Here is a 22328-nt window from a genome sequence, read left to right as displayed (position 1 = left end):
CTCTGATCCTACTGCGAAACGAGACGGAGCGTCTTGTTCGGAGTAGCGTGCAGGCATGACCACTCGACAGACCTGGCTGATCACCGGAGCCTCCCGCGGGCTGGGGCGTGCGCTCGTCCTCGCGGCGCTCGCCGAGGGCCACTGCGTCCTGGCCGCGGTCCGGGGCGCGCACTCCCTGCCCGAGCACGAGCGGCTGCAGGTCCACCGGCTCGACGTCGCGGACTCCTCCGCAGCCGCCGGCGCCGTCGACGCGGCCACGGCGATCGAGGGGCGCCTCGACGTCCTCGTCGACAACGCGGGCTACGGGCTCATCGGAACGGCGGAGGAGGTGGGCGAGGACGAGGTGAGGGAGCTGCTGGACGTCGACCTGCTCGGTCCGCTCTGGCTCTGCCGGGCCGCGCTGCCTGTGATGCGGCGGCAGGGGTCCGGACACATCGTGCAGATCTCGACCGTCGGCGCGGTGGGGACGATGCCGACGCTAGGGGTCTACAACGCGGCGAAGTGGGGCCTCGAGGGCTGGACGGAGGCGATGGCCGCAGAGGTCGCCCCCTTCGGCGTCCGCGTGACGCTCGTGCAGCCCGGGGAGATCGCCACCGACTGGGCCGGCGGCAGCATGCGGTTCGCGGCGCCGATGCCGGAGTACGACGACCTGCGGCGGGAGCTCTTCGGAGCGGCCGAGGTCCCCTGGCCGACCGACGGTCCGCAGGGAGGCACGCCTCCGGCCGAGGTGGCGGCGGAGATCCTCGCGCACGTCGCTGATCGGAGCGACGCCCGGTTCCGTCTGCTCGTGGGCGACGACGCTCCCGGTCAGGTGCGCGCCGCGCTCGAGAAGCGCCTCGCGGACTACGCCCTCGACCCGCGCTGGGCTGCGTCCGCGCTCTGAGGGACCGCCGCTGAGGTGCCCGGATCGGCTGGCAGTTCCGGCGTGTCGCGAGCAGATCCAGGCACCTCAGCGCGGAGGCGTGAAGGCCCGCAGGCGCTGCTCAGAACTCCTCGTAGTTGTAGGGCTCCGGGTCCTCGTCGATCACGGGGCGCGCGATCGTGGCGCGGTTGCTCTTGATGCGGGAGCGGATGTCCTCGACGGCGGCCTCGACGGCGCCGGTGGTCGACTCCTCGTCCTTGATGGAGACCTCGACGGGGACGGCGACCAGCTCGCTGCTCGCGTCGAGGGTCATCTTCGCCTCGATGAGCTCGCCGTCCTCGGTGAACGCCGGGACCGTGACCGCTTCGGAGTGCTCCTGGCGGTCGATCGCGGTCACCAGGTCGAGGAGGGCCTCGGTCACGGCGTCGGTCGTCACGAAGCTCTTGGAGGCGTAGGTCAGCTGCTGCATGCCTCCACTCTCCCGAACGGGAGCGCCCCTCGCGCGGGGTTGCGCCTCGTCCGCCCAGCCCGTAGCAAAGGGGGAGCACGACCGGCGCGGGCGCGAGGAGTCAACCCTCTAGGCCGCGATCCGCGCGTCCGCTTCCCTGAAGGCGGGGCCTCGGGAGGAGGCGCGGGGGTCTCGGGATCCCGGGGCCCCGGCACTCGATCGGGAGGGGACCGGATGCGGCGTGGGGGACTCCGCGGCGACCGGGCGTTCCAGGGCGCCTTCCTGATCGGAGTCGGCCTCATGGTGGCCGTCGACGAGATCGTCTTCCACCAGATCCTCGCCTGGCACCACTTCTACGACCGCTCCACTCCGGCGATCGGCCTGCTCTCGGACGGGCTGCTGCACGCGGCCGAGATCCTCGCACTCGTCGGCGGCGGCTTCCTGCTCGCCGACGCCCGGCGCCGATCCGCTCTGCGTCCGCGCACGGCGTGGGCCGCGGGGCTCACGGGGGCGGGGCTGTTCCAGCTGTGGGACGGAGTCGTCGACCACAAGCTGCTCCGGGTGCACCAGGTGCGCTACGACGTCGACCTGCTGCTCTACGACTCCGTCTGGATCGCCTCCGGAGCGGTGCTGCTGGCGGCGGGCCTGCTCCTCCTGCCGCGGCGACGGCGCGCGACGGCGTGACCCCGCACGCCGACCACACCCTGCTCGACCCGGGCCTGCTGCTCCTGGCCCCGCTGGCCGCGGCGGCGGCGCTCGGAGGGGGCGCCGCGGCCCTCGAGCGGCGGCGCGGACGGCCGTGGCCGCTGCACCGGACCTCCCTGCTCCTCGGCGGGCTCGCGACCGCGGCGCTCTGCTTCACGGGTCCGCTCGCGGAGTGGTCGCACGCGGATCCGCGCGGGGCGATGCTGACGCACCTGGTCCTCGGGATGCTCGCGCCGCTCCTCCTGGTGCTCTCGGCCCCCGTCACCCTGGCCCTGCGCGCGCTCGACGTCACGGCTGCCCGGCGGCTCTCGCGGCTGCTCCGGAGCCGCCCGGCCCGTCTCCTCGCCCACCCCGTGACGGCGCTCCTGCTCTCGACGGGCTCCCTCTGGCTCGTGCACGCGACCGGACTGCTCGCCGCCGCGCACGCCGATCCGCTGCTGCACCTCGCGCTCAGCGTGCACTTCCTCCTCAGCGGCTGCCTGATGACGGCGGCGCTCGCCGGAGTCGATCCGAACCCGCACCGCGCCCCGTTCGGCCTGCGCCTGGGGGTGCTCGGAGCGGGCATCGCCGCGCACGGGCTGCTCGCGACCGTGCTCTACGCGGAGGCGCCGGACGAGACCGGACGCCAGGCGGCGCTCCTGCTGTTCTACGGAGGCGACCTGCTCGAGACGGCGCTCGCCGTGGTCGTCTGCGCCCGGCGCTACGCGGCGACGGCGCCCCGGCAACCCCCTCCGCCGAGCGCGCCCTGCTCCCTACGCTCGGACGCATGCTCCTCATCTTCGGGACCCGAGCCGTCGAGGACCTCCTCCGGACGCTCGTCTTCGTCTGCCGCGTCTGCGGGCAGCGCGACGAGCAGCGGATCCTCCGCCGCCGGACGCGCCTCTCGCTCTTCTTCGTCCCCGTCCTGACCGTCTCGACCCGCTACCTGCTCGAGTGCTCGCACTGCCGCACAGTGTCCCCGATCAGCAAGGAGGAGGCGCAGGGCTCCGTCCGCTGGGCCGGCAACTCCGACCAGTGACCGCCCCGAGCGGGAGGCTCCCGCGGTGCGCTCAGCGCACCGGAGCCGGCACCGCCGCGGGACGCGCGGCGACCGCGGCCGCGCGCCGCGTCGCCCAGTTGTTGAGCAGCAGCGCCGTCACGACGACGGCCGCGCCGAGCAGGGCGACGGGCCCCGGCCGGTAGCCGCCCGCCATGCTGATCGCGAAGGTCGTGACCGGGACGAGGTTCTGGAAGAGCGTGCCGTTGAGGGCGCCGAGCAGCTTGATGCCGGCGTTCCACAGCAGCACGGCGACGACGCCGGCCAGGAGGATCAGGTAGGCCAGCTGCGGCCATGCCGCGAGCACCTCGGCCCCGGTCGGCGGGTGCGCGGAGCCGGTGGCCGTCGCCACGGCGACCGCGACGGCGATCGAGGGGCAGCCGAGCGCGGTGGTGAGCGTCGAGTACCGCAGCGCCGACCAGCCGGGGAACGCCGCGGCTCCGCGCGTGTAGACGACCCAGCAGATCGCGCCGAGCAGGGCGAGCAGCTCGCCGAACCCCAGCTCGCCGTCGAGGAGGAGGGCGACGTCGCCGCGGGTGACGACGAGCGCGACTCCGGCGAGCGCGAGCAGGATGCAGCCGACGGTGGCGGCCGGCGGCAGGCGACGCGCGCCGATGCTCGCGAGCACCGCGCCGATCGCGGGCATCATCCCCATCATCAGGCTGACGTTCGGGGCCGAGGTGAACCGCAGAGCCGTGAAGGCGAGCAGTCCGAAGCCGGCGAATCCGGAGGCGCCGAGCAGCGCCAGCCGCCACCCGCGGCCGTCGAGCCGGAAGGCGCGGAGCCCCTCCGCCCGGGCGAGCAGCAGGGCGAGGACGACCGCGGCGGCGGTGTAGCGGATGAGAGTCATGAAGAAGGAGTCGACCGTCGCCGCGATGCTGTCCGCGACCGGCAGCATGCCGCCCCAGAGGATCGGCGGGATCAGGCAGAAGAGCAGACCTCGCGACCGCATGGCGCCCCTGACCCGTCGGGTGCGGCCGCCCCGGGCGGGGGCCGTCGCTCGATGGTGGACCCCGGCGGCTCGGCGCACAAGAGCGCCGCCGACCCCCGAACGGCCCGCCGCGGGGCCGAGCGGAGAGGGGTGCGCCGGGTGTGGAGGAGGCTCGGCGAGCCGACTGACCGAATACGACGAAGACGAAGAAGCCGCAAGGACCTTGCGTGGCCCCTTTAGGGTGACAAAATTCACTTGCTTCCATCATCTCCGTGCCCCTAGGTTGATCGCAGCACCCCCGATGCTGTCCTCTGTCAGGCCCTGCTCCGATCCCCCCGTCGGACGCCGATCCTCACTCGGGTCGCGCCCACCCCGGCGACGACCTCCGTTCCGCGCGGGCGCTCATCAGCGCACATCGGCCCCCGGCCGCGGAGAGGAACAGTCATGAGCACACAGCCCGGCCACGGCGCGGACGAGCCGACGGCTCCCCGTCGCCGGGCGACCTGGGAGGCGCACGACGAGACGGCCTCGCGCCCGCTCTCGGGACGCCGTGCCGCCCGCTCCGGGCGCGAGCGGGTCTCCGCTCCGCGCCGCCTCGCGTCCGCGACGCCTGCCGGAGCGGTGACGGTCCCCGCCGCCCCGACCGCGGTGCTGGAGCGTCCGGCCGCCCCGCCCGCAGTGGTCGAGCGACCGGCCGCCGCGACCGCTGTCCTGGAGCGTCGGGCCGCGATGGTCGAGGGTCCGGCCGCGCCGACCGCCGTGGTCGAGCGTCCGTCCGCCCCGACCGCGCTCCTGGAGCGCTCGGCCGCCCCGACCGCGCTGCTCGAGCGTCCGCCGGCCCCCACTGCGGTCCTCGAGCGCACCGGGCTCCCCGCCGTCGACGCCGACCGGCTCCCTCCGGCATCCACTCCGATCCGCGGCACGCGCCCCCGCAGCGGCCGCCGCGCCTCGTCGCGCATCGGCGACCTGGTCGCCGCCCTCCCCGCCCACAACGAGGAGGCCGGGATCGCCGCGGCGATCGAGGGCCTGCGCCGGCAGACCTGGCCGCCGGACCGGATCGTCGTCATCGCCGACAACTGCACCGACGCCACGGTCGAGATCGCTCTCGCGCACGGCGCCGAGGTGTTCGTCACCGTCGGGAACAGTCACAAGAAGGCGGGAGGCCTCAACCAGTTCCTCGCCGAGGTCCTCCCGGGGCTGCAGGACGACGACCTGGTGCTCGTGCAGGACGCCGACTCCGCGCTCGACTCCGGGTTCCTCGAGATCGCCCGCGGCAGGCTGCACGGCGGCATCGGCGCGGTCGGAGGAGTGTTCCGCGGCGGCGAGGGCGGCGGCTTCGTCGGCCACCTCCAGCGCAACGAGTACGCGCGCTACGCCCGCGACGTGCGCCGGCTGAACGGGAAGTGCCTCGTCGTCACGGGCACCGCGGCCGTGCTCCAGGTCGCCGTGATGCGCCGCATCAGCGCGGCCCGCCTGGCCGGCTCCCTCCCCTCCGGAGACGGCATCGGCGGCATCTACGACACCACCGTCCTCACCGAGGACAACGAGCTCACGTTCGCGATCCGCCACCTCGGCTACGACGTGCTGAGCCCTGCCGGCTGCACCCTCGTCACCGAGGTCATGCCGACCTGGGGAGACCTCTGGCGTCAGCGCCTGCGCTGGAAGCGCGGAGCGGTCGAGAACTGCGTGCAGTACGGCTTCACGCGGGTCACGGCTCCCTACTGGGGGCGCCAGCTGCTCACGATGCTCGGCTGCATCATCACCTACGTCTACCTGGCCACGATCGTCTACGCCGTCGGCTGGGGCGAGCTGAGCCTCCAGCCGTTCTGGCTGGCCGTCACCGCGATCTTCGTCGTCGAGCGGATCGTGACGGTCCGCGACCGCGGCTGGCGGTACATGCTCGCCGCCGCGTCGATGTACGAGCTCGTCGTCGACCTGTTCCTGCAGGTCGTCCACACCAAGGCCTACCTGGATGCGCTGACACGCCGTCGGCGCGACTGGTGAAACAGAGAGAGAGACATGTACAACCACATCGGAACAGCCGCCGGAGCCGGAGTCGGTGCCGGAACGCTCGCCATGACCGGGTTCGACTCGGTCTGGCTGGCACTCGCGGCCTTCGCCCTCATCGCTGCGGGGACCGCCGTCCTGCGCATCGCTCCTCGCCGCAAGCGCGAGGTCTGAGACACGGTGGCGGGCGGGGGACAGCCCGCGCCCGTCACCGTCCCACGACCGCCGTCGCCGCGGAGGTCCGGCTCGCGGTGGAGTAGCCGGTCTTCGTCCCGGTGACGGTCAGCGTGATCCGCTTCCCCGCCTGAGCCTTCGTGAGCGTGAACCGCGGCGACGTCGCTCCCGCGATGGCCGCGCCGTCCGCCTTCCACCGGTAGGTGAGGTTGACGGGGGTCGGCGTCCACGGACCCGGGGCTGCCGTGAGCACCGCTCCGACCCGGGCCGTGCCCGTGACGGTCGGCCTCGCGGCGCCGAGGGTGCCGGCGGCGACCGGTGCGGTCGGCTGCGAGGTCGTCGGGCCGGAGCCGTCGGCGGCGCTCACCGTCACGGTCACCCGCTTGCCGACCGCGGAGGAGGGGACCACGAGATCCGGACCCGTCACTCCCGCGATGTCGACGCCTCCCGCCGCCCAGCGATGCACGAGCGGTCCCGTCCGGCCGGCGGAGGAGGACAGTGTCGCGCCCACCGCGGCGGTCCCGACGACGACCGGAGCCGGCGCCGCGTCGGACCGGTAGACCGCGACGTGGTCGACGAGCATCGTCCCGCCGGAGCTCTTCGGAGCGGCTGCACTGTCGCACCCGCACACGCCGTTCGGCAGCCCGCCCCCGATGGCGAGGTTCAGGATCAGCAGCACGTCGTTCGGGACCGCGGCCTGCCACGCGGCCGTCCCCACCTCCGACTCCCGCACCACGTGCCGGGTGACGCCGTCGACGAGGAACTCCACGCGCTCGTCGCCGGGCACGGTCCGGTCGAGCAGGGCGGAGTAGCGGTGGAACCCCGTCACGCAGGACGCGCAGTCCAGCATCCCGCTCGTCCGGCCGGCGGGCTCGTCGCAGGGGCCGCCGTCCGGCGCTCCGCAGTGCAGCGTCTGGATCACCTGGGCGGTGCCGTTGACGGCCTCGAGCATGTCGAACTCGCCGGTCGCGGGCCAGTCGATGACGGCGTTCGCGTCCCGCCCGAGAGCCCAGAAGGCGGGCCAGTAGCCGGTGGCCTGCGCGACGTCCGGCAGCTGGATCGAGGCGGTCATCAGCAGTCGGCCGCCCGCCGGCGCCGAGAACGACTTGTCGGCGGTGACGATCCGCCCGGAGGTCCATGCTCCGGCGGAGTCGCGGAGGGCGCGGATTCCCAGAGCGCCGCCGCCCGTGAGGAAGACGTTCGCCGTCGACGCGGTCGTCCGGTCGACCGCCCCGGTGCCCCAGGTGCCGACCTCGTGCTCCCACTGGCTCCCGACCGGCGCGCCCGCCGGCCCGGTGAAGTCGTCGCGCAGGAGCGTGGTCCAGCCCGGGGCGTCGGCGGGTGCCGCCGTGACGGCCTGGCCGGCGGACGAGGCGGTCGGAGTCGTGGACGCCGGTGCGAGGGCGGCGACCGCCTGCGGGGGTGTCGCCGCCAGCACTCCGAGGCACAGGGCTGCGAGGGCGAGGGCGAGTCGCGGCCGGTCGAGGAGTCGTGAAGGCATGGCGAGTCCTCTGCGTCGAAGGGGCGCGCAGCTGCACGCGCCTCGACGCTAGTGAGGAGTACTCGCTCTCCCCCCACCCTCCAGGCGGGGTGATCTCCGGCACGAAAGCTCACGACCGGGCTCGGCCGGGCCGGGTCCAGGGTGCTGGCAGAGGGGCGGCCGCCGTCGCCTCCGATCGCCCGTTCGAAGGAGAACACCATGCACCGTCGTTTCACGGCCACGCTCGCCGCGATCGCCCTCGCCCTCGGAGGGGCCGTCGCCGTCGCGACCCCCGCCTCCGCCGGGCAGCTCGTCTACCGGAACGGCGGCCCGGGCAACTGCTACGAGGTCCGCTCGCAGCGCGACTCCCTGGGTCGCGCGCAGGTCACGGTGTGGTGGCACTGCGACCAGGCGAGCAACGTCAAGGTCATCTGGAAGAACGGCCCGGACAGCGGCTGCAACACGATGAGCGTCATCAACCGCAAGTTCAGCGACAGCTCGGGAGTCGCGTCCCGCTTCGACCGCCTCGTCTCCTGCTGACCCGGACGGGCTGCCCCTGATCCCTTCCGCGAGACGCCACCTCGGTACGCGGCACGCCGCGCGAGGTACTCGGGTGGCCTCTCGCGGGAGGGGGGCGGCGGCGGCCCCGCTCAGTGCTCGGCGCGCCCCGAATCCTCGATGAGGCGCACCTTCACGTTCACGGCGAGCGGCCCCGAGACCAACGGGTCGGCGGCGAGCAGCGCGTGCATCCGCTCGCCCACCAGGCGGAGCGTCTCGGGGGCCGGCAGCGCGGCGGACGCGGCGATGTGCGCGCTCACCGTGGTGAACCCCTCCGACCGGTCGATGTCGACCAGCACGTCGGGCTGACGCAGGTCCAGTTTCACGGCGAGCGCGTCGGCCGCGGCCTCGACGATCGGCTGGGCGGGGTAGACCCCCGCGACGCCCTCGATGTCGCGGATCTCGGCGGTCAGCCGCTGCGAGAGCTCGGTGTCGTCGGTCATTCCCGCTCCTCCCGGTGGGGGTACACGTCGTCGACGGTCACGTCGATCGCGCCGACGGTCAGCTCGGTGTGGCGCTCGAGGGCGTAGCGGATGCGCTCGCGCAGGCGGTCGGCGGCCACGGCGACCGGCAGGCCGAACTCGAGGGCGCAGGTCACGTCGATTCGAACCACGGCGCCGGGAGCCGAGACGTCGCCGTCGAGGGTGCAGCGGCCCATGATGACGCCGCCCATCGTGTCGCCGGCGCGGCGGATCATCCCGCGCACGGCCGCCTCGGTGAGCGCCAGGCGGAGGGTCGGGTCGGGGTCGCGGACGGGGATGTCGCGGCCGGAGCGCACCTCGGAGCGGATCGCGTCGAGCAGGCCGGCGATCCAGACCTCGTCGCGGTCGGGCTCGCGGTCGGCCTCCTGCCGCAGCGCCCGCGCGGAGAGCTCGGTGAGGCGGGTGAGGTTCGCGAGTGCGAGCCGGCACGCGGCGGAGTTCTCGATCGAGGGGTCGCGCGGCTCGCGGCCGCGGTCGAGGTACTCGCCCAGCTCCTCGAGCGTGTGGCCGTCGAGGTCGTCCTCGGGCACGGCGGCGTCGTCGGTCATCGCCATGCCTCCAATTCGTGGAGCAGGAATCGACGGGCCCGGGCGAGGAGGCCGCGGACCGTCGAGACGGGGAGTTCGAGAGCGTCGGCGATCTCCTGGTAGCTGTAGCCGGCGGTCTCGCGGAGTAGCCAACAGCGTCGCTGATCAGCAGGCAATCGGTCCAGCGCTTCCCAGACCGCGTCCAGCTGGAGTCGTGCCTCGACGATGCGCTCGGGGGAGTGCTCGGGTGGCGCGGGCGGATCCCAGTCGTCGATGTCGTCGTGGCGGCGGCGGACGCGGATCCGGTCGATCGCCTTGTGGGTGACGATGCGCATCAGCCAGTTGCGGATGTGCGCCGGGCTGTCGAGATCGGCCAGACGCCGCCAGCCGGTGAGGAACGCCTCCTGCACCACGTCCTCGGACTCCGCCTCGGAGCCGAGGAGCTTCGCGGCGTAGACGCGCATGAGGGCGCCGTGGCGGCGGGCGAGCTGCTCGAACGCCTGCACGTCGCCGTCGACGGCGCGCGCGGCGAGGGTCGCGTCGGACGCGTTCAGGAGGGGGTCGTCGTCGATGAGCGCCTCCTCCGCGGTCCCGCGCGCGGTGTCCCCGCGCGCCGATGCCCTCAGTGTGGGGCGCCGTCCGGCATGACTACCAGCCTTGACAACGGGCCGCCGAATCCGCTGGCCGGATTGCGAGTGCCGCCGATGGGGGACGTCTCGAGACGGGATTCGTGACATTCCGGCTCCTCGACACGTCTTGATTCCGTACCCCTCGTGCGTCCCCCCGAGCGCACGGACCCCGAACCCGGAAGAAGTCCCCCATGCACTGCTCCCTCCGCCGCCGCCCCGGGCGGACGTCATGAGCGAGTCGACCTTCACCCTCGGCAGCCCGTTCGCGGGCGACGAGCGGGCCGACCGGCGCTACGAAGCCTCCGGCGACGATCCGTCCGCCGCGTCCGCCGTCTACTCCGAGGCGTACGGCGGAGGCGAGTTCCGCGTCGCTCCGTTGCAGCGCGGCTTCTCCTACCGCTACGCCGTCCGCGGCAGCGACCGGGTGACCCTGCGCACCTCCGACTGCTCCGGCGCCCTCACCGGCCAGGTCCCCCACCTGAAGGAGTACGTCGTCGGCTGGTTCCGCGCCGGAGGCGGACGCCTGAACCTGCCGCCGTTCACCCGGACCGGCGCGCTCTCGGCCCCGTTCCTGTTCCCCGCGGAGCGCCAGTTCGGGCTCGAGTTCGAGCCGCACCGGCAGAACCTCATCCACTTCGCCCCCGGGTTCCTCGAGGACGTCGCGACCGAGACGCACGCCGGCCCCCGCCAGCCCGTCTCCTTCGACCACGGGGCGGACGCCGACCCCGGCGTCCTCGCCCGCTGGCGCGCCGCGGTGACGGAGGCGAGCGCCGCGCTCGCGACGGCCGCGATCACTCCGCTCGTGCGCTTCACCGCCGAGCTCGACCTCGCCCGCGTGCTGCTCCTGCTGTTCCCGTGGCGCGCGTGGGACGTGCCGGCCGTGCTGCGGCGCCCGTCCGCCTCCCGCACCCGGGTGGCGCTCGACTTCCTCCAGCACCACGCCCACGAGCCGATCACCCCGGCCGACGCCGCCCGCGCGGCCGGTCTGCACACCCGCACACTGCAGCAGGCGACGAAGCGGCACCTCGGAGTGTCGCCGTCGGTCTACCTGCGCGACGTGCGGCTGGACCGCGCCCACTCCGACCTGGTCGCCGGCGACCCCTGCTCGACCACCGTCGCCGCGGTCGCCCGCGAGTGGGGCTTCGGCAACCTCGGCCGCTTCGCGAGCGCGTACCAGGTGCGCTTCGACGAGAAGCCGAGCCACACGCTGCGCCGCTGACGCTCAGCCCCTGCGAGCCCGAGGGCCCGGACCGTCTCAGGACGGTGCCGGGCCCTCGTCGTCTCCGGGTGCGTCCCGAGGGACCGTTTCGGAGGATGCTCCATCGTGTCCTCCGACCGGTCTTCAGGACACGGACCTCGTGACACTCGGCGCCGGCTCAGCCCGGCTGATGCACGTGGATGTCGCTGCTCGACGTCACGCCGTTGAACTCGAGATACAGCTGCCCCTCGACGACCGACACGGTCAGTGTGTTGCGGCGCTCGAGTACCGCGACCGCGGCATCCAGGAACCCCTGGTCGAAGCTCTGCACGGTGATCTGCTCGAGCTGGTGGACGCGCTTGCCGGACCACGCCGCGATCACCTTCTCCGGGTTGCGATGCGTGTAGACCGTCGTGCGGTCGGCCAGCTTGCTCCCGAAGTGCAGTCGCTCGGCGTCCGGCGCGCCCACCTCGATCCACGTGGTCAACCTGCCGGTGAGATCGCGGACCAGCACCGCCGGCTCGGTCGCTGTCGACGAGATCCCCTCGCTGAAGGTGATCCCCTCCACGTATTCGAGGCAGTACGCGAGCACGCGCGTCATCATGTACGCGTCGGTCTCGGAGGGGTGCCGAGCGGCCCGCAACGTGATGTCCTCGTAGACACCGCGGTCCACATCAGCCAGCTGTATCGCGAAGTTGTACATCACTGCGCCGGCTGCCACGTGTGGGAGCTTATGTCCTCTCGCTCATCGAGGAGCGCGAGGCTTCTCCGGCGCCGGTGGGCGCATCAGGTTCGCGCGCCTACTGGGGGGCGCCTCCGCGACCAGGAGCTCGAGGCCTGGCTCGGAGTCAGCCGGACGCCGATCCGGGAGGCGCTGCTCCGGCTGGCCCGCGTCGGCCTCGTCTCGGCCAAGCCCGGCCGGGCGACGATCGTGACCCCCGCCACGGCCGAGAGCATCAGCGACGCCCAGCAGATCGCCGCCGCCATGCACGAGCTCGCCACGCGCCTCGCCGGCCCGGCCGTCACTCCGGAGGCGCTCGCCGCGATGGAGTCGGCGAACGACGACTTCGCGCGGGCGCTGGCGGAGGGCGACGTCGAGCTGGCGCTGCGCTCCGACGACGCGTTCCACGCGGTGCTCACCGGGCTCAGCGGCAACGGGATGATCGAGGACGTGCTCGAGCAGGCCACTCCGCTCATCCGCCGTGCCGAGCGCCAACGCTTCGCCTCCCTCGCGGCCCGCGGATCCGTGGAGCAGCACCGCGCGATCGTGGAGTCCCTCCGCGCGGGCGACACCGAGGGCGCCGCCCGCCTCAGCCGGGAGAACTGGATGACGCTCGACCGTCACCTGCACGAGGCCTGACGCGCTGCTCCTCCGCGGGGAGGAGTCCGCGCTCGGTCATGCGCGAGGCCGACGCGATCGCATCCGCGACGAACCGCTCGGTCAGGTCGGCATGCCCTCGCCCGCGCGCTCCGCATCCGTCCCGAGAGCTGAGCGCCGCCCTCCCCGCGCCTCCGCCGCCGAGATGCGGGTCGAGGCTGATGCCGGGCGCGGCGCGGAACGACGGACGGCAGACGCGCGGGCGGCCGGAGCGCTCTGGAACACTCGAGCGAGGGGCGGGGGCTCCGGAGCGGGGGAGCCGTGGCGTCACGCTTCGTCGAGCTCGACGGTCTGCGCGGCCTCGCCGCCCTCGGCGTGGTCGTCTACCACTTCACCACCGCGTTCTCGCTCGATCATCCGGATGCACCGCCGGGATCCTTCGCGCTCCCGTTCGGCGAGTTCGGCGTCCAGCTCTTCTTCGTCATCAGCGGTTTCGTGATCCTGATGTCCGCGGACCGCGCGCGGCGGCCGTCGGACTTCGCGATCTCCCGCGTCAGCCGCCTCTACCCGTCCTACTGGATCGCGGTGGTCGTCTCGATCGTCGTCGGCGCTCTCGCCCGCGTCCCCGGCACCGACCTCACGCCGCTGGAGCTGCTGCTCAACTTCACGATGGTGCAGCGGCTGCTGCTGGTGCCCAACGTGAACGGCGCGTTCTGGACGCTGGCCGTCGAGATGCAGTTCTACCTGCTGGTGCTGCTCGTGCTCGTCCTCACGAAGTGCCGGTTCACGGATCGGCTGGTCCGCGTGCTGGTGGTCGTCTGGCTCGGCGTCGCCGTGACCGCCTCCGTCGCCGCTCACCTCGCCTCGGGAGGCGTCGACGTCGTCTCGGCGCCGGTCGCCGTCCGGGTCCTGGCGAACCTGACGCTGGCCGAGTACGGACCGCTCTTCTGCGTCGGGATGCTGCTGTTCCTCTCGCGACGCCAGGGGCGCTTCGAGCTCCTCGCCGTGCCGGCGGCTCTGATCGCGGCCCTGAACGCCCAGCTCCTCCACGGCGGGCCGGACGGAGCGGTCGTCCTCGGCGTCTGCGCGGCCGTCGCGGTCGTCGCGATGCGGCGCCGGACCGCCGTGCTGCGATGGGCGCCGCTGCTCTGGCTCGGGCGGATCAGCTACTCGCTCTACATCCTCCATCTGGTCGTGGGCAGCGCGATCGTCAGCGCGCTCTGGCCGCTGATCGGCCGCGACGGAGCAGGACTCGTCGCCTTCGTCGTCGTCCTCCTGCTGTCCTGGGGCGTCAACGCGGTCGCCGAGGAGCGGTGGAGCCCCGCCTGGCGCCGCGCCCTCACCCGCCGGCGCGACCGCCGGCTCCCGGCGGGGACGGCGACCGCGGCCTGACGCGGCTGTGCACTCCGCTGGCCGCTCAGCGAGTGCGCCGCGGGGGCCTGTGGACGCCGGTGGCCGCGAAACGCATCTCCGCTCGACGTTCCCTGCACCTTGGCTGAACCACCGGGACGTCCGGGCCCCGGGCCACGTCTTCATCATGTGCCACGGATCGTGAGCACCGCGGCCCCGGCCACGACCTCTGACCATCTGGAGAAGATCATGACCAACGTCACCCCCACCAGCCTCGCCAACGCCTCCTCGGCCAAGCACGGCACCGCCACCTCGGCCGGCAAGAACACGATCGCCGACGGCGTCGTCGAGAAGGTCGCCGGCATCGCGGCCCGCGAGGTCCCCGGCGTGCACGACCTGGGCAACGGCGCCGCCCGCGCCATCGGCGCCATCCGCAACGCGATCAACGCGCAGGACCGCGGCCAGGGCATCTCCGTCGAGGTCGGCGAGAAGCAGGTCGCCGCCGACATCACCGTCGTCGCCGAGTACCCCGTCGCACTGCAGAAGCTCGCCGACAGCATCCGCTCCGCCGTCTCCGAGGCCATCTCCTCGGTCGTCGGCATGGAGGTCGCCGAGGTGAACGTCACCATCTCCGACGTCTTCATCCCCTCGGACGACAAGGACGACGAGACCGAGAGCCGCGTCAAGTGACTCCGTCCCACATCGGCCTGGTCCTCGGCGCGGTCCTCGCGCTGACCGCTCTCGTCTTCGGCTTCTGGGCGCTCCTCTGGGTCGCCCTCGCCATGGCGATCGGCTACGGCGTCGGGCGGGTCGTCGAGGGCAAGCTCGACCTGCGCTCCCTCGGCGACACCCTCCGCGGGCGGCGGTCTTCGTGACCGCGGCGGTGATGGCCGACGAGGCCAGCCACGGCCGCACGACGATCAGCTCGCGCGCCGTGCGCCGAGTCGTGTCGGCCGTCACCGCGGAGGCGCTGGACGTGAACTCGTCCGATGTGTCCGTCGAGCTCGACGACGAGGGAGGACGCCTCCACGTCGTCGCGCACGCCCCCATCCACGTCACGCCCCTGGGCGAGACGGGCCGCCGCTCCTCCGGGACGCTGCTGGACCGACTCAGCCGGGCGCAGACGACCATCCGCTCGCGCTGCCTCGAACTGACGGGCTCCACGATCGGCCGGGTCGACCTCCGGATCACCGGTGCCGACCTCCGAGAACGAAGGAGGGTGTCGTGACGACTCCCACCACTGCCGGCCGGGCGCTCTACCCGCGCCTGGTGCGGCGCGAGACGCACTCGTCCCGCTCCGGATCGGCGATCGTCCTCGCCGTCCTGCTCATCCTCCTGTTCGCGTGGCTGGGCACGGAGGCGGTCCTCGCCGTCCTCGGCCAGCCCGCGCTGCTCGTGGCCCCGCAGGACGGAGCGTCCTCGCTGCTCAACGCGGCCGCGGCGCCCATCGCGCTGACCGCCGCCGCCGGCGCCGTGCTCGCGCTGATCGGGCTCGTCCTGATCGTCGTGTCGCTCAAGCCCGGCCGCCGCGGCCGTCGCGCCGTCAGCACCGATCGTACCGCGGCGATCGTCGACGACCGCGTCATCGCGCAGGCCGTCGCCCGCACCGCCGGCTACGCCGGTGACGTCGACCCCGACAACGTGTCGGTGTCGGTCGGATCCCGCGTCGTCGACGTGACGGTCTCCCGCACCTCCGGCCGCAGCATCGACGTCACGCCGATCCGCGAGGCCGTCGACGCCGAGCTCGCCACGTTCGACTGCACCCCGCGCCTGCGCTCCAAGGTGCGCCTGTCCGAGAAGGGAACGGTCCGCTGATGACCACCACGAACCGATTCCTCAACCGGCTGCTCCTGTTCGTCGTGGGCCTCGTCCTCCTCCTCGCCGGCGGCGCCGTCGCGGTGGGGTCGCTGCTCCCGCAGGTGCAGGAGAACGTGTCCACCGCCGCGCAGGACGCGGCCGACCCCACGAGCCAGGCCCTCTCGGGCGGCACCCCGTGGATCCTCTGGGCCATCGCGGTCGTCGCGCTCGTCCTCATCCTGCTGCTGGTGCGCTTCATCGTGCGCCAGGGCCGCGGCCGCACCTCCACGCTGCTGCGCGTCGGCTCGGGAGAGGGAGCGGGGACGCCCACGGGCGGCTCCGTCACCATCGACGCGAAGGTCGCCGAGCAGGTCCTCGAGGAGGCCCTGTCGCAGGAGCCGTCCATCGTCGCGGTCGACGTAACCGCGTTCGAGATCAAGCACCAGAAGGTGCTGCGCGTCACCGCGCACACCCGCCGCGGCGCCTCGCCCGCCCGCACCCGGCAGACGGTCGACCAGGCCGTCCGCCAGTGGGACGCCCTCCTCGGCGAGGAGACGCCCGTCGTCATCCAGATCGTCAGCGGTCTGCGGACGAAGATGAGCGGCACCGCCCGCGTGCAGTAGCCGCCGGCACCACCGTCCGGCCCTCCCGATCGGGAGGGCCGGAGAGCCCCGCTCAGGCGGGATGGAAGTCTTTCTGAAGGAGCACCCCATGTCCGATCCGATGGAGCCCGGCACCGTCGAGCGCATCCGCACCGATGAGCAGCCGACCCCGAACCAGCAGAGCCGGCGCGAGTCCGCCCGCCGCGACGGGAAGCCGTCCGAGCCCGAGTCGACCGAGAGCCGGGTCGCGACCGCCGCCGGCGAGAGCGCCCAGCGCGTGTCCGGCGTCCACCACCTCGGCGGAGCCGTCGCCCGCGGCCTCGACCGCGCCTCCCGCCGCGTGCTGGGCACCAGCACCGTCCCCGGAGTCACGGTCTCGAAGGCCGACGGCGTCACCACCGTCGACATCGACCTCGTCGTCGAGTACCCCCACCCCGTCCGCGAGGTCCTGGACGCCGTGCGCGATCAGGTGCAGCGCGTGGCGGAGCCGGTCGCCGGCGGCCACGTCGTCGTCAACGTCGAGGCGACCGACGTCCACGGCCCGTTCGACCCGATCGAGAAGCCGGAGGAGGACAAGGAGCCGCTCGTCGACACCGCCAAGCGCGCCGCGTCCGACGCCCGCGACTCCGCCAAGGAGGCCGCCGGGAACGCTCGCGACGCCGTCTCCGGTGCCGTCGACTCCGCCCGCGGACGTCTGGCGGACGCCGCCGACGACGCCGCTGACGCGATGGACCGTGCGGCCGACGAGCGCGACGAGCGCGCAGCCGCCCAGAAGACGGCCGACGACGAGCGCGCCGCCGAGCGCGACGAGGACGACCCCCGCGTCGAGACGCACGCGGCTCCGGCCGTCGTCGAGACCGCGGAGTTCGTGGTCCGCGTCCAGGTCGAGCCGGTGGACGACGACGGCGACCCCCGCACCGCGACCGTCGAGGTCGCTCCGGCGGAGGAGTCCGAGCACGTCGAGCGCGACGAGGCCGCGGCCGATCGCGACGCCGCGTCCGACGACGCCGACGCCCACCGCTCCGAGGACGACCGCGCGTCGTCCGCCGCCGGTCGGGAGTAGTCCCGTGCGCACCCGCTCGTACGGCGCGCGACGCAAGCCGCGCGCGGCCTGGATCGCGCTCGGCACGGGCGTCGTGCTCTCGTTCGTGGTCGTCGTCGCCGTGCTGCTGCCCGTCCTCGGGCTGATCGGCGCGGCCGACGGCACCACGGCCGGGGCGCTCGACGTCCCGGTCGGCGCGATCGTCCTCTCGATCGTCCTCAGCTACGCGGTCGGCCTGGCCTGCCTCGCGGTCGCGTTCCTCTCCCGCAACGCGGCCCTCGCCTGGGTCGCCGCGGTGGCCGCCGTGATCGCGACGCTCATCGGCTCGATCTGGCCGCTCGTCGCGACCGGATTCGCCAGCGTCGACCAGGCGAAGGACGTCATCCCCTTCATCCAGGACCTGATCGCCCGGGTCCGGGGGTAGCGTCGGGGCGATGAGCTCCGACTACCTCCGCGCCTACGACGACCAGCTCCGCTCCGACGCCGAGACCCCGAGCGCCGTCTCCGTGACGCGCGAGGGGCCTCTGCGTCTGGTGACCTTCGCCGGAGGACGCGGATTCGTCACCTACCGCGACCTCGCCGGCGCCTCCTCCGCGGAGATCGCCCGCCTGGTCGCCGCGGCCTGCGCGCACTTCGACGCCGATTTCGGCATCACCCGCGTCGAGTGGAAGACCCGCGGCCACGACGAGGCCCCCGGCCTGCACGACGCGCTCGTCGCGAACGGCTTCGCGCCGGACGAGGCCGAGTCGATCATGATCGGCCCGGTCGAGGCGCTGCTCTCGGACCGGCCGGTCCCGGAGGGGGTCGTGCTGCGGCGGGTCGTCGACGAGCCGGACGTCCGCGCGTTCAGCGCCATGATCGACGCCGCCTTCGAGGAGGAGGTCGACGTGTCGATCGCCGATTCGCTCGTCGCCCGCCTGGCGCGCGGCGACGGCATGGAGCTGTGGGTCGCCGAGGTCGACGGGCGGATGGCGTCCGGCGGCCGGCTCGAGCCCGTCCCGGGCACCGCCTTCGCCGGCATCTGGGGCGGAGCGACGCTGCCGGAGTACCGCGGACGCGGGCTCTACGGCCTGGTCACGGCCGCCCGCGCCGCCTCCGCACAGGCACTCGGGAAGACCCTCGTGCACAGCGACTCGACCGAGTACTCGCGGCCCATCCTGGAGCGCGCGGGCCTGGTCCGGGTGTCGACGACGACTCCGTACCGACGGCGGCGTCCGTAGTCCGCTTCTCCGGGCGTGCGCGGGGATCTCGAGACGCGCGCGGTGCGCGCTACTCGATCAGCATGTCGGGGACTTCTGCTGGTCGAGTAGCCCGAAGCGGCGTATCGAGACCTGCCCGTTCGTGCGTGGAGATCTCGATACGCGCGCTGCTCCGATCAGCTCGGGGACGTGATCTCGAGCGCGATGTTGTCGGGGTCGCGGAACTCGAGGAGGCTCATGCCGCCGGCGTCCTTGATCGGCTCGTGGGCGATGCCGAGGTCGTCGAGCACGGCCGCGGCGGCCTTCAGCGCGTCGAGGTCGGGAACGGTGAAGCTGACGTGGTCGAGCCCGACCCGGTCCTCGTCGAAGCGGTCGTCGCCGGGCGCGACGGGGCGCAGGCCGAGCAGTCCGCCCGGGAACTGGTAGATCACCCCGCCGAACACGAACGCCAGCTGCTCCTTCTCCTCCGGCGACGCGTCGGCCGGCGGCGCCTCGAAGGCGACGTCGAAGCCGAAGACGGAGTCGTAGAAGGGGCGCGAGACGGCGATGTCGCGGACGGTGAGTCGGACGTGGTTGTAGTCGACAGCGGGGATCGGCACAGGGGTTCCTCTCGGCGGGGCGGGCGGAGTGCCCGTCTCCAGTGGTTCGGAGGCGGCGGGCCGCCGGTTCGGGGCTGGCGCCGCCTCCGAGGATCGGGTAGCGCGTCAGTCCAGCTCGGTCGGGCGCGCCGGCTCGGCCAGCAGGGCGCGCGCCGCCATCCCGATCACCGCGCTGTAGGTGGGGTAGGCGAAGCGGACGTTCGCGAGGGTCGCGAGGTCGACTCCGGCCGCCATCGCCGTGGTCACCGACTGCACGACCTCGATCGCGTTCTCGCCGACCGCGTGCGCGCCGAGCAGCAGCTCGCGGCGCCGGTCGGCGATCAGCGTGAGGAACCCGTTCTCGCGGTCGTCGATGACGGCGCGGTCCAAATTGGAGAACGGCACCGAGGCGACGACGCACTGCGGGTCGCGCTCGCGGGCCTGCTCCTGCGTGAAGCCGACGCCCGCGTAGTCCGGGTCCGTGAATCCGCCCGCGGGCAGGAGGAACTGGGGCGTGCGCCGGTTCGCGCCGAGCACCGCGTTCTCGGCGGCGGCCTCCGCCTCGAACTGCGCCGCCTGGACGAGCATGTCGCGCCCGTTCGCGTCGCCGACCGCGAAGATGTGCGGCACCACGGTGCGGAAGTACTGATCGGCGGGGATCGCCGAGCGGACGACCTCGATGCCCGCGTTCTCGAGTCCGAGGTCCTCGACGTCGGCGGGCCAGCCGGTGGCCATGATCACCACGTCGACCTCGGCCGTGCGGTCCTCGCCGCCCTCGCGCCACGCGATCGCGAGCGAGCCGTCGTCCTGCCGCTCGATGCCCGACACCGTCTCGATCCCGGTGCGGACGCGGACGCCCTGGCGCTCGAAGGCGGCGCCGACGTGCTCGGAGATGCTGGAGTCGGAGGTCATCAGGATCCGCGGGGCGACGTCGAGGAGCGTCACCTCCGAGCCGAAGGCGTTGAAGACGGTGACGAGCTGGGCGCCCGTGTTGCCGCCGCCGATCACGGCGACGCGGCGCGGCAGCTCGGTCAGCCCGAGCACGTCCTCCGGCACGGTCGCGAGCTCGGCGCCCGGGATCGGCAGCCGCCGCGAGTGCCCGCCGACGCAGACCATGATCGAGCGCGCGCGGATCCGCCGCCCGCTGTCGAGCACGAGGGTGCTCTCGTCGACGAAGCGGGCGCGGCCCTCGTGGATCAGGTCGACCCCCGCCTCCTCGAACCGCTGCGCCTCGCGCTTGATCGAGCGCACCAGGTCGACGCGCTCGTGCACGTGGCGCACGGTCGCGGCCCAGTCGAGGACGGGAGTGCCGATCTCGATCCCGTAGTCGCCGGCGGAGCGGGTCTCGCGCATCATCCGCGCCGTCTTCGCCAGGACGCGGGTGGGCACGCATCCGGTGTTGACGCAGGTGCCGCCGACGCGCGCGGCCTCGAGCACGACGACGCGCGCTCCCAGCTCCGCGGCGCGGAGGGCGGCGGCCGTCCCCGCGGGTCCTGCGCCGATGACGGCGACGTCGTACTCGGCCTGCTCGGGAGTGCTGTCGGGCACGGGGACCTCCGGTTCTGGGTGTGCTCCGATCCTGCCGCTCCGCGCCCCGCTGCACCCGGCCTTGACAGCCCGCCCGCGGACCGGCGTCGCGGGCGTCCCGACGCTGAACATCGGCCGAGGACGGTTGCCCGGCGGGCGCCCGGCACGGTGGGATGACCGGGTGGGCTGCGGCGGGGGACTCGGGCGGAAGGCGCTCCGATGAGCGCCCGCACCTTCGGGGTGGAGGAGGAGTACCTCCTCGTCGACGCCGGCACGTTCCTCCCGACGCCCGCGGCGCCGCTGCTGCTCGGCTCCGTCCGCGGCTCCGCGGCGGTCGCCCTGGCCGCCGAGCTCAAGGCGGAGCAGATCGAGGCGGTCGGCGCTCCCGCCCGCACGCACGACGCGCTGCTGGCCGGACTGCGCGAGGGCCGCCGCCTGGCCGACGACTCCGCCCGCGAGGTCGGTGCCCGCGCCGTCGCGGTCGCGACCAGCCCCGCCGCGTTCGAGCCGCACCTCTCGGCCGACGAGCGCTACGACCGGATGGCCGAGCGCTTCGGCCTCGTCGCCCGCGAGCAGTTCACCTGCGGCCTGCACGTCCATGTCGGGATCGGGTCGCCGGAGGAGGGGATCGCGGTCCTCGACCGGCTGCGCGGCTGGCTGCCCGCCCTCCTCGCCCTGAGCACCAACTCCCCGCTGAGCGCCGGTGTCGACACCGGGTTCGCCAGCTGGCGCTACCAGTCGTGGGGGCGCTGGCCCACCGCCGGCCCGGTCGGCATCTGGGGCGACGTCGAGCAGTACCGGAGCGTCGTCGCCTCCCTCACCTCCTGCGGCGTGCTGCTGGACGAGGGCATGCTCTACTTCGACGCCCGTCTCTCCCGTGCGCACCCGACCGTCGAGGTGCGCATCGCCGACGTCCCGCTGCACGCCGAGGACTCGGCGCTGATCGCCGTCCTGATCCGGGCGCTCGCCGAGACGGCCGTGCGCGACGCGGGCGCCGGGGTCCCGCCCGTGCCGCTGCCGACTCCGGTGATCGCCGTCTCCTCCTGGCTGGCGAGCCGCCACGGCACGACCGGCGACCTCATCGATCCGGTCGACGGCTGCCCGGCCCCCGCCTCCGCGGTGCTGGCGCGCCTGCTCGACCACGCGGGTCGGGCGCTGGCGGAGTCGGGCGACGGGGAGGTCGCGGCGTGCGGCGTCGAGCGGGTCCTGGCGCGGGGCACGGGCGCCGAGCGGCAGCGCGCGGTGTGGGAGCGGACGGCGTCCGCGGCCCAGGTGATCGCGGACGCGGCGGAGGCGACGCGCGCCTAGCGGCTCGCTGGTCGCGGGCTCACGGCTCGCTGGTCGCGGGGTCCGGTGACCCGGACTCCACCGATCCGGACTCCGCCGTTCCGGACTCCACCGATCCGGACTCCGCCGCCTCGGGCTGCGGCGACTCCGGCACCAGCTGGTAGCCGCCCTCGATCGTCCCGTCCGGGCGGAGCAGGATCTGCGTGTACACCGGGGCGCCGCTGCGGAGCGTCGTGCCGCTGACCCGGAGGGGCTCCCCGGCGAAGAACGCCTCCGAGCCGGTGCAGCCGGCGAAGAAGGACGCGTCCGGGCGCTGCACGGCGAGGCAGACCGTGGTGCCGTTCGGCTCGGTGATCAGCAGGCGGTCGTTCTCGGCGGTGTCGAACCCGGAGCCGTAGACCGTGGCCTCCCCGGCGAGCAGGGCGAGACCCGGCGGGACGTCGGTGGTCGGCTCCCAGCCCTCGACGAGCGCGGCGAAGCGGTCGGCGGGATCCGCGGAGGGAGCGCCGCGGGCGAGGTAGGGCGTGACAGCCGCGGGCGGCAGCCCGGGCGCCCGTAAGTTTGAATCACGGTAAGCGGCCTCCGATATCA

The 22328-nt window shown here is 73.6% G+C and carries 29 protein-coding genes and 1 pseudogene; 20 read left to right on the top strand and 10 right to left on the bottom strand.

Annotated features, from left to right (window positions below; genetic code table 11):
* Window positions 1–55 precede the first annotated feature (55 nt).
* On the top strand, window positions 56–883 hold the full coding sequence (locus tag C5C50_RS09940; protein ID WP_258059797.1) for an SDR family NAD(P)-dependent oxidoreductase: 828 nt from the start codon (window positions 56–58) through the stop codon (window positions 881–883).
* Window positions 884–983: 100 nt separating this feature from the next.
* Here C5C50_RS09940 and C5C50_RS09935 read toward each other — a convergent pair whose 3' ends face one another.
* On the bottom strand, window positions 984–1331 hold the full coding sequence (locus C5C50_RS09935) for a hypothetical protein (RefSeq protein ID WP_104223965.1): 348 nt from the start codon (window positions 1329–1331) through the stop codon (window positions 984–986).
* 213 nt (window positions 1332–1544) lie between these two features.
* Here C5C50_RS09935 and C5C50_RS09930 point away from each other — a divergent pair, with 213 nt between their 5' ends.
* The 3 genes from C5C50_RS09930 to C5C50_RS17480 are packed head-to-tail and all read left to right on the top strand — an operon-like array spanning window position 1545 to window position 3033.
* Window positions 1545–1994 carry a DUF2243 domain-containing protein gene (locus C5C50_RS09930; protein ID WP_104273366.1) on the top strand — a complete coding sequence of 150 codons (450 nt, stop codon included), beginning with the start codon at window positions 1545–1547 and terminating at the stop codon, window positions 1992–1994.
* A complete protein-coding gene (locus C5C50_RS09925; protein WP_181133917.1) occupies window positions 1991–2923 on the top strand; it encodes a cytochrome c oxidase assembly protein in 933 nt (310 codons plus the stop codon). The genes C5C50_RS09930 and C5C50_RS09925 overlap by 4 nt, the downstream gene beginning before the upstream one ends.
* On the top strand, window positions 2875–3033 hold the full coding sequence (locus tag C5C50_RS17480) for a hypothetical protein (protein WP_374953052.1): 159 nt from the start codon (window positions 2875–2877) through the stop codon (window positions 3031–3033). The genes C5C50_RS09925 and C5C50_RS17480 overlap by 49 nt, the downstream gene beginning before the upstream one ends.
* A gap of 31 nt (window positions 3034–3064) precedes the next feature.
* Here C5C50_RS17480 and C5C50_RS09915 read toward each other — a convergent pair whose 3' ends face one another.
* Window positions 3065–4003 (bottom strand): DMT family transporter, encoded by a 939-nt coding sequence (locus tag C5C50_RS09915; protein WP_104273364.1) that lies wholly within the window; start codon window positions 4001–4003, stop codon window positions 3065–3067.
* 423 nt (window positions 4004–4426) lie between these two features.
* Here C5C50_RS09915 and C5C50_RS09910 point away from each other — a divergent pair, with 423 nt between their 5' ends.
* Together C5C50_RS09910 and C5C50_RS16980 are read left to right on the top strand one after the other, a co-directional pair.
* The gene (locus C5C50_RS09910; protein ID WP_258067726.1) at window positions 4427–5986 is read left to right on the top strand and encodes a glycosyltransferase family 2 protein; all 1560 of its coding nucleotides are present in this window, start codon (window positions 4427–4429) and stop codon (window positions 5984–5986) included.
* A gap of 15 nt (window positions 5987–6001) precedes the next feature.
* Complete coding sequence (locus C5C50_RS16980) at window positions 6002–6163, top strand: hypothetical protein (RefSeq protein ID WP_167305255.1); 162 nt, start codon at window positions 6002–6004, stop codon at window positions 6161–6163.
* A 34-nt stretch (window positions 6164–6197) separates the two neighbouring features.
* On the opposite strand, the gene C5C50_RS09905 is transcribed toward C5C50_RS16980, so the two are convergent.
* Entirely contained in the window at window positions 6198–7664 is a 1467-nt protein-coding gene (locus C5C50_RS09905; RefSeq protein WP_104273363.1) for a family 16 glycosylhydrolase, read from the bottom strand.
* Between the two features lie 198 nt (window positions 7665–7862).
* Here C5C50_RS09905 and C5C50_RS09900 point away from each other — a divergent pair, with 198 nt between their 5' ends.
* Window positions 7863–8183 carry a hypothetical protein gene (locus C5C50_RS09900; protein ID WP_104273362.1) on the top strand — a complete coding sequence of 107 codons (321 nt, stop codon included), beginning with the start codon at window positions 7863–7865 and terminating at the stop codon, window positions 8181–8183.
* Between the two features lie 110 nt (window positions 8184–8293).
* Here C5C50_RS09900 and C5C50_RS09895 read toward each other — a convergent pair whose 3' ends face one another.
* From C5C50_RS09895 to C5C50_RS09885, 3 genes are read right to left on the bottom strand one after another with little or no spacing between them, the layout of a single operon-like run.
* Window positions 8294–8644: a hypothetical protein gene (locus C5C50_RS09895; RefSeq protein WP_104273361.1), complete on the bottom strand. Its 351-nt coding sequence runs from the start codon at window positions 8642–8644 to the stop codon at window positions 8294–8296.
* Entirely contained in the window at window positions 8641–9231 is a 591-nt protein-coding gene (locus C5C50_RS09890) for an Asp23/Gls24 family envelope stress response protein (protein WP_146085881.1), read from the bottom strand. Before C5C50_RS09890 ends, C5C50_RS09895 begins: the two co-directional genes overlap by 4 nt.
* Complete coding sequence (locus C5C50_RS09885; RefSeq protein ID WP_244248147.1) at window positions 9228–9716, bottom strand: RNA polymerase sigma factor; 489 nt, start codon at window positions 9714–9716, stop codon at window positions 9228–9230. The genes C5C50_RS09890 and C5C50_RS09885 overlap by 4 nt, the downstream gene beginning before the upstream one ends.
* A gap of 352 nt (window positions 9717–10068) precedes the next feature.
* Between C5C50_RS09885 and C5C50_RS09880 the strand changes: the two genes are divergently transcribed.
* A complete protein-coding gene (locus C5C50_RS09880; RefSeq protein WP_104255209.1) occupies window positions 10069–11058 on the top strand; it encodes a helix-turn-helix transcriptional regulator in 990 nt (329 codons plus the stop codon).
* 157 nt (window positions 11059–11215) lie between these two features.
* Here C5C50_RS09880 and C5C50_RS09875 read toward each other — a convergent pair whose 3' ends face one another.
* On the bottom strand, window positions 11216–11758 hold the full coding sequence (locus C5C50_RS09875; RefSeq protein ID WP_104250497.1) for a YaeQ family protein: 543 nt from the start codon (window positions 11756–11758) through the stop codon (window positions 11216–11218).
* A gap of 12 nt (window positions 11759–11770) precedes the next feature.
* Here C5C50_RS09875 and C5C50_RS17475 point away from each other — a divergent pair.
* From C5C50_RS17475 to C5C50_RS09825, 11 genes and pseudogenes are all read left to right on the top strand, one after another.
* Window positions 11771–11959: pseudogene (locus C5C50_RS17475) on the top strand (GntR family transcriptional regulator); the annotation flags it as partial.
* Between the two features lie 9 nt (window positions 11960–11968).
* Window positions 11969–12397, top strand: coding sequence for a GntR family transcriptional regulator (locus C5C50_RS09870; protein WP_258067725.1), 429 nt, complete (start codon window positions 11969–11971; stop codon window positions 12395–12397).
* Between the two features lie 279 nt (window positions 12398–12676).
* Complete coding sequence (locus C5C50_RS09865; RefSeq protein ID WP_181133916.1) at window positions 12677–13747, top strand: acyltransferase; 1071 nt, start codon at window positions 12677–12679, stop codon at window positions 13745–13747.
* Between the two features lie 207 nt (window positions 13748–13954).
* Complete coding sequence (locus C5C50_RS09860) at window positions 13955–14395, top strand: Asp23/Gls24 family envelope stress response protein (RefSeq protein ID WP_104223989.1); 441 nt, start codon at window positions 13955–13957, stop codon at window positions 14393–14395.
* Window positions 14392–14580, top strand: coding sequence for a DUF2273 domain-containing protein (locus C5C50_RS09855; protein ID WP_104223990.1), 189 nt, complete (start codon window positions 14392–14394; stop codon window positions 14578–14580). Before C5C50_RS09860 ends, C5C50_RS09855 begins: the two co-directional genes overlap by 4 nt.
* Window positions 14577–14933: a hypothetical protein gene (locus C5C50_RS09850; protein ID WP_244230558.1), complete on the top strand. Its 357-nt coding sequence runs from the start codon at window positions 14577–14579 to the stop codon at window positions 14931–14933. Before C5C50_RS09855 ends, C5C50_RS09850 begins: the two co-directional genes overlap by 4 nt.
* The gene (locus C5C50_RS09845) at window positions 14930–15520 is read left to right on the top strand and encodes a DUF6286 domain-containing protein (RefSeq protein ID WP_104225847.1); all 591 of its coding nucleotides are present in this window, start codon (window positions 14930–14932) and stop codon (window positions 15518–15520) included. The genes C5C50_RS09850 and C5C50_RS09845 overlap by 4 nt, the downstream gene beginning before the upstream one ends.
* Entirely contained in the window at window positions 15520–16125 is a 606-nt protein-coding gene (locus C5C50_RS09840; RefSeq protein ID WP_104250494.1) for a hypothetical protein, read from the top strand. The genes C5C50_RS09845 and C5C50_RS09840 overlap by 1 nt, the downstream gene beginning before the upstream one ends.
* A gap of 88 nt (window positions 16126–16213) precedes the next feature.
* Window positions 16214–17167, top strand: coding sequence for an Asp23/Gls24 family envelope stress response protein (locus tag C5C50_RS09835; protein WP_181133915.1), 954 nt, complete (start codon window positions 16214–16216; stop codon window positions 17165–17167).
* A 4-nt stretch (window positions 17168–17171) separates the two neighbouring features.
* Window positions 17172–17570, top strand: a complete 399-nt coding sequence (locus C5C50_RS09830; protein WP_104223994.1) for a hypothetical protein — start codon at window positions 17172–17174, stop codon at window positions 17568–17570.
* Between the two features lie 10 nt (window positions 17571–17580).
* Window positions 17581–18366: a GNAT family N-acetyltransferase gene (locus C5C50_RS09825; RefSeq protein WP_104273356.1), complete on the top strand. Its 786-nt coding sequence runs from the start codon at window positions 17581–17583 to the stop codon at window positions 18364–18366.
* Window positions 18367–18521: 155 nt separating this feature from the next.
* On the opposite strand, the gene C5C50_RS09820 is transcribed toward C5C50_RS09825, so the two are convergent.
* Window positions 18522–18944 carry a VOC family protein gene (locus tag C5C50_RS09820; RefSeq protein WP_104223996.1) on the bottom strand — a complete coding sequence of 141 codons (423 nt, stop codon included), beginning with the start codon at window positions 18942–18944 and terminating at the stop codon, window positions 18522–18524.
* 105 nt (window positions 18945–19049) lie between these two features.
* Window positions 19050–20471 (bottom strand): NAD(P)/FAD-dependent oxidoreductase, encoded by a 1422-nt coding sequence (locus tag C5C50_RS09815; protein ID WP_258063244.1) that lies wholly within the window; start codon window positions 20469–20471, stop codon window positions 19050–19052.
* A gap of 198 nt (window positions 20472–20669) precedes the next feature.
* On the opposite strand from C5C50_RS09815, the gene C5C50_RS09810 reads away from it, so the two are divergent.
* On the top strand, window positions 20670–21758 hold the full coding sequence (locus tag C5C50_RS09810; RefSeq protein ID WP_104273355.1) for a glutamate--cysteine ligase: 1089 nt from the start codon (window positions 20670–20672) through the stop codon (window positions 21756–21758).
* A 19-nt stretch (window positions 21759–21777) separates the two neighbouring features.
* Here C5C50_RS09810 and C5C50_RS16975 read toward each other — a convergent pair.
* Window positions 21778–22328: hypothetical protein (locus tag C5C50_RS16975; RefSeq protein ID WP_181133914.1), on the bottom strand; the 551-nt coding region annotated here is incomplete at its 5' end.

This window comes from Rathayibacter sp. AY1D9, assembly GCF_002932395.1.
In the GTDB taxonomy this organism is placed as follows: Bacteria; Actinomycetota; Actinomycetes; order Actinomycetales; family Microbacteriaceae; genus Rathayibacter.
This window is presented reverse-complemented; position numbering and strand designations above follow the sequence as displayed.

Bases quoted from the DNA above. Each gene is read 5' to 3' on its own strand.
- C5C50_RS09835 (WP_181133915.1), top strand. From the start codon at position 16,214: ATGTCCGATCCGATGGAGCCCGGCACCGTCGAGCGCATCCGCACCGAT.
- C5C50_RS09880 (WP_104255209.1), top strand. From the start codon at position 10,069: ATGAGCGAGTCGACCTTCACCCTCGGCAGCCCGTTCGCGGGCGACGAG.
- C5C50_RS09900 (WP_104273362.1), top strand. From the start codon at position 7,863: ATGCACCGTCGTTTCACGGCCACGCTCGCCGCGATCGCCCTCGCCCTC.
- C5C50_RS09905 (WP_104273363.1), bottom strand. From the start codon at position 7,664: ATGCCTTCACGACTCCTCGACCGGCCGCGACTCGCCCTCGCCCTCGCA.
- C5C50_RS09860 (WP_104223989.1), top strand. From the start codon at position 13,955: ATGACCAACGTCACCCCCACCAGCCTCGCCAACGCCTCCTCGGCCAAG.
- C5C50_RS09940 (WP_258059797.1), top strand. From the start codon at position 56: ATGACCACTCGACAGACCTGGCTGATCACCGGAGCCTCCCGCGGGCTG.
- C5C50_RS09910 (WP_258067726.1), top strand. From the start codon at position 4,427: ATGAGCACACAGCCCGGCCACGGCGCGGACGAGCCGACGGCTCCCCGT.
- C5C50_RS16980 (WP_167305255.1), top strand. From the start codon at position 6,002: ATGTACAACCACATCGGAACAGCCGCCGGAGCCGGAGTCGGTGCCGGA.
- C5C50_RS09895 (WP_104273361.1), bottom strand. From the start codon at position 8,644: ATGACCGACGACACCGAGCTCTCGCAGCGGCTGACCGCCGAGATCCGC.
- C5C50_RS09915 (WP_104273364.1), bottom strand. From the start codon at position 4,003: ATGCGGTCGCGAGGTCTGCTCTTCTGCCTGATCCCGCCGATCCTCTGG.
- C5C50_RS09840 (WP_104250494.1), top strand. From the start codon at position 15,520: ATGACCACCACGAACCGATTCCTCAACCGGCTGCTCCTGTTCGTCGTG.
- C5C50_RS09935 (WP_104223965.1), bottom strand. From the start codon at position 1,331: ATGCAGCAGCTGACCTACGCCTCCAAGAGCTTCGTGACGACCGACGCC.
- C5C50_RS09810 (WP_104273355.1), top strand. From the start codon at position 20,670: ATGAGCGCCCGCACCTTCGGGGTGGAGGAGGAGTACCTCCTCGTCGAC.
- C5C50_RS09930 (WP_104273366.1), top strand. From the start codon at position 1,545: ATGCGGCGTGGGGGACTCCGCGGCGACCGGGCGTTCCAGGGCGCCTTC.
- C5C50_RS09825 (WP_104273356.1), top strand. From the start codon at position 17,581: ATGAGCTCCGACTACCTCCGCGCCTACGACGACCAGCTCCGCTCCGAC.
- C5C50_RS09890 (WP_146085881.1), bottom strand. From the start codon at position 9,231: ATGACCGACGACGCCGCCGTGCCCGAGGACGACCTCGACGGCCACACG.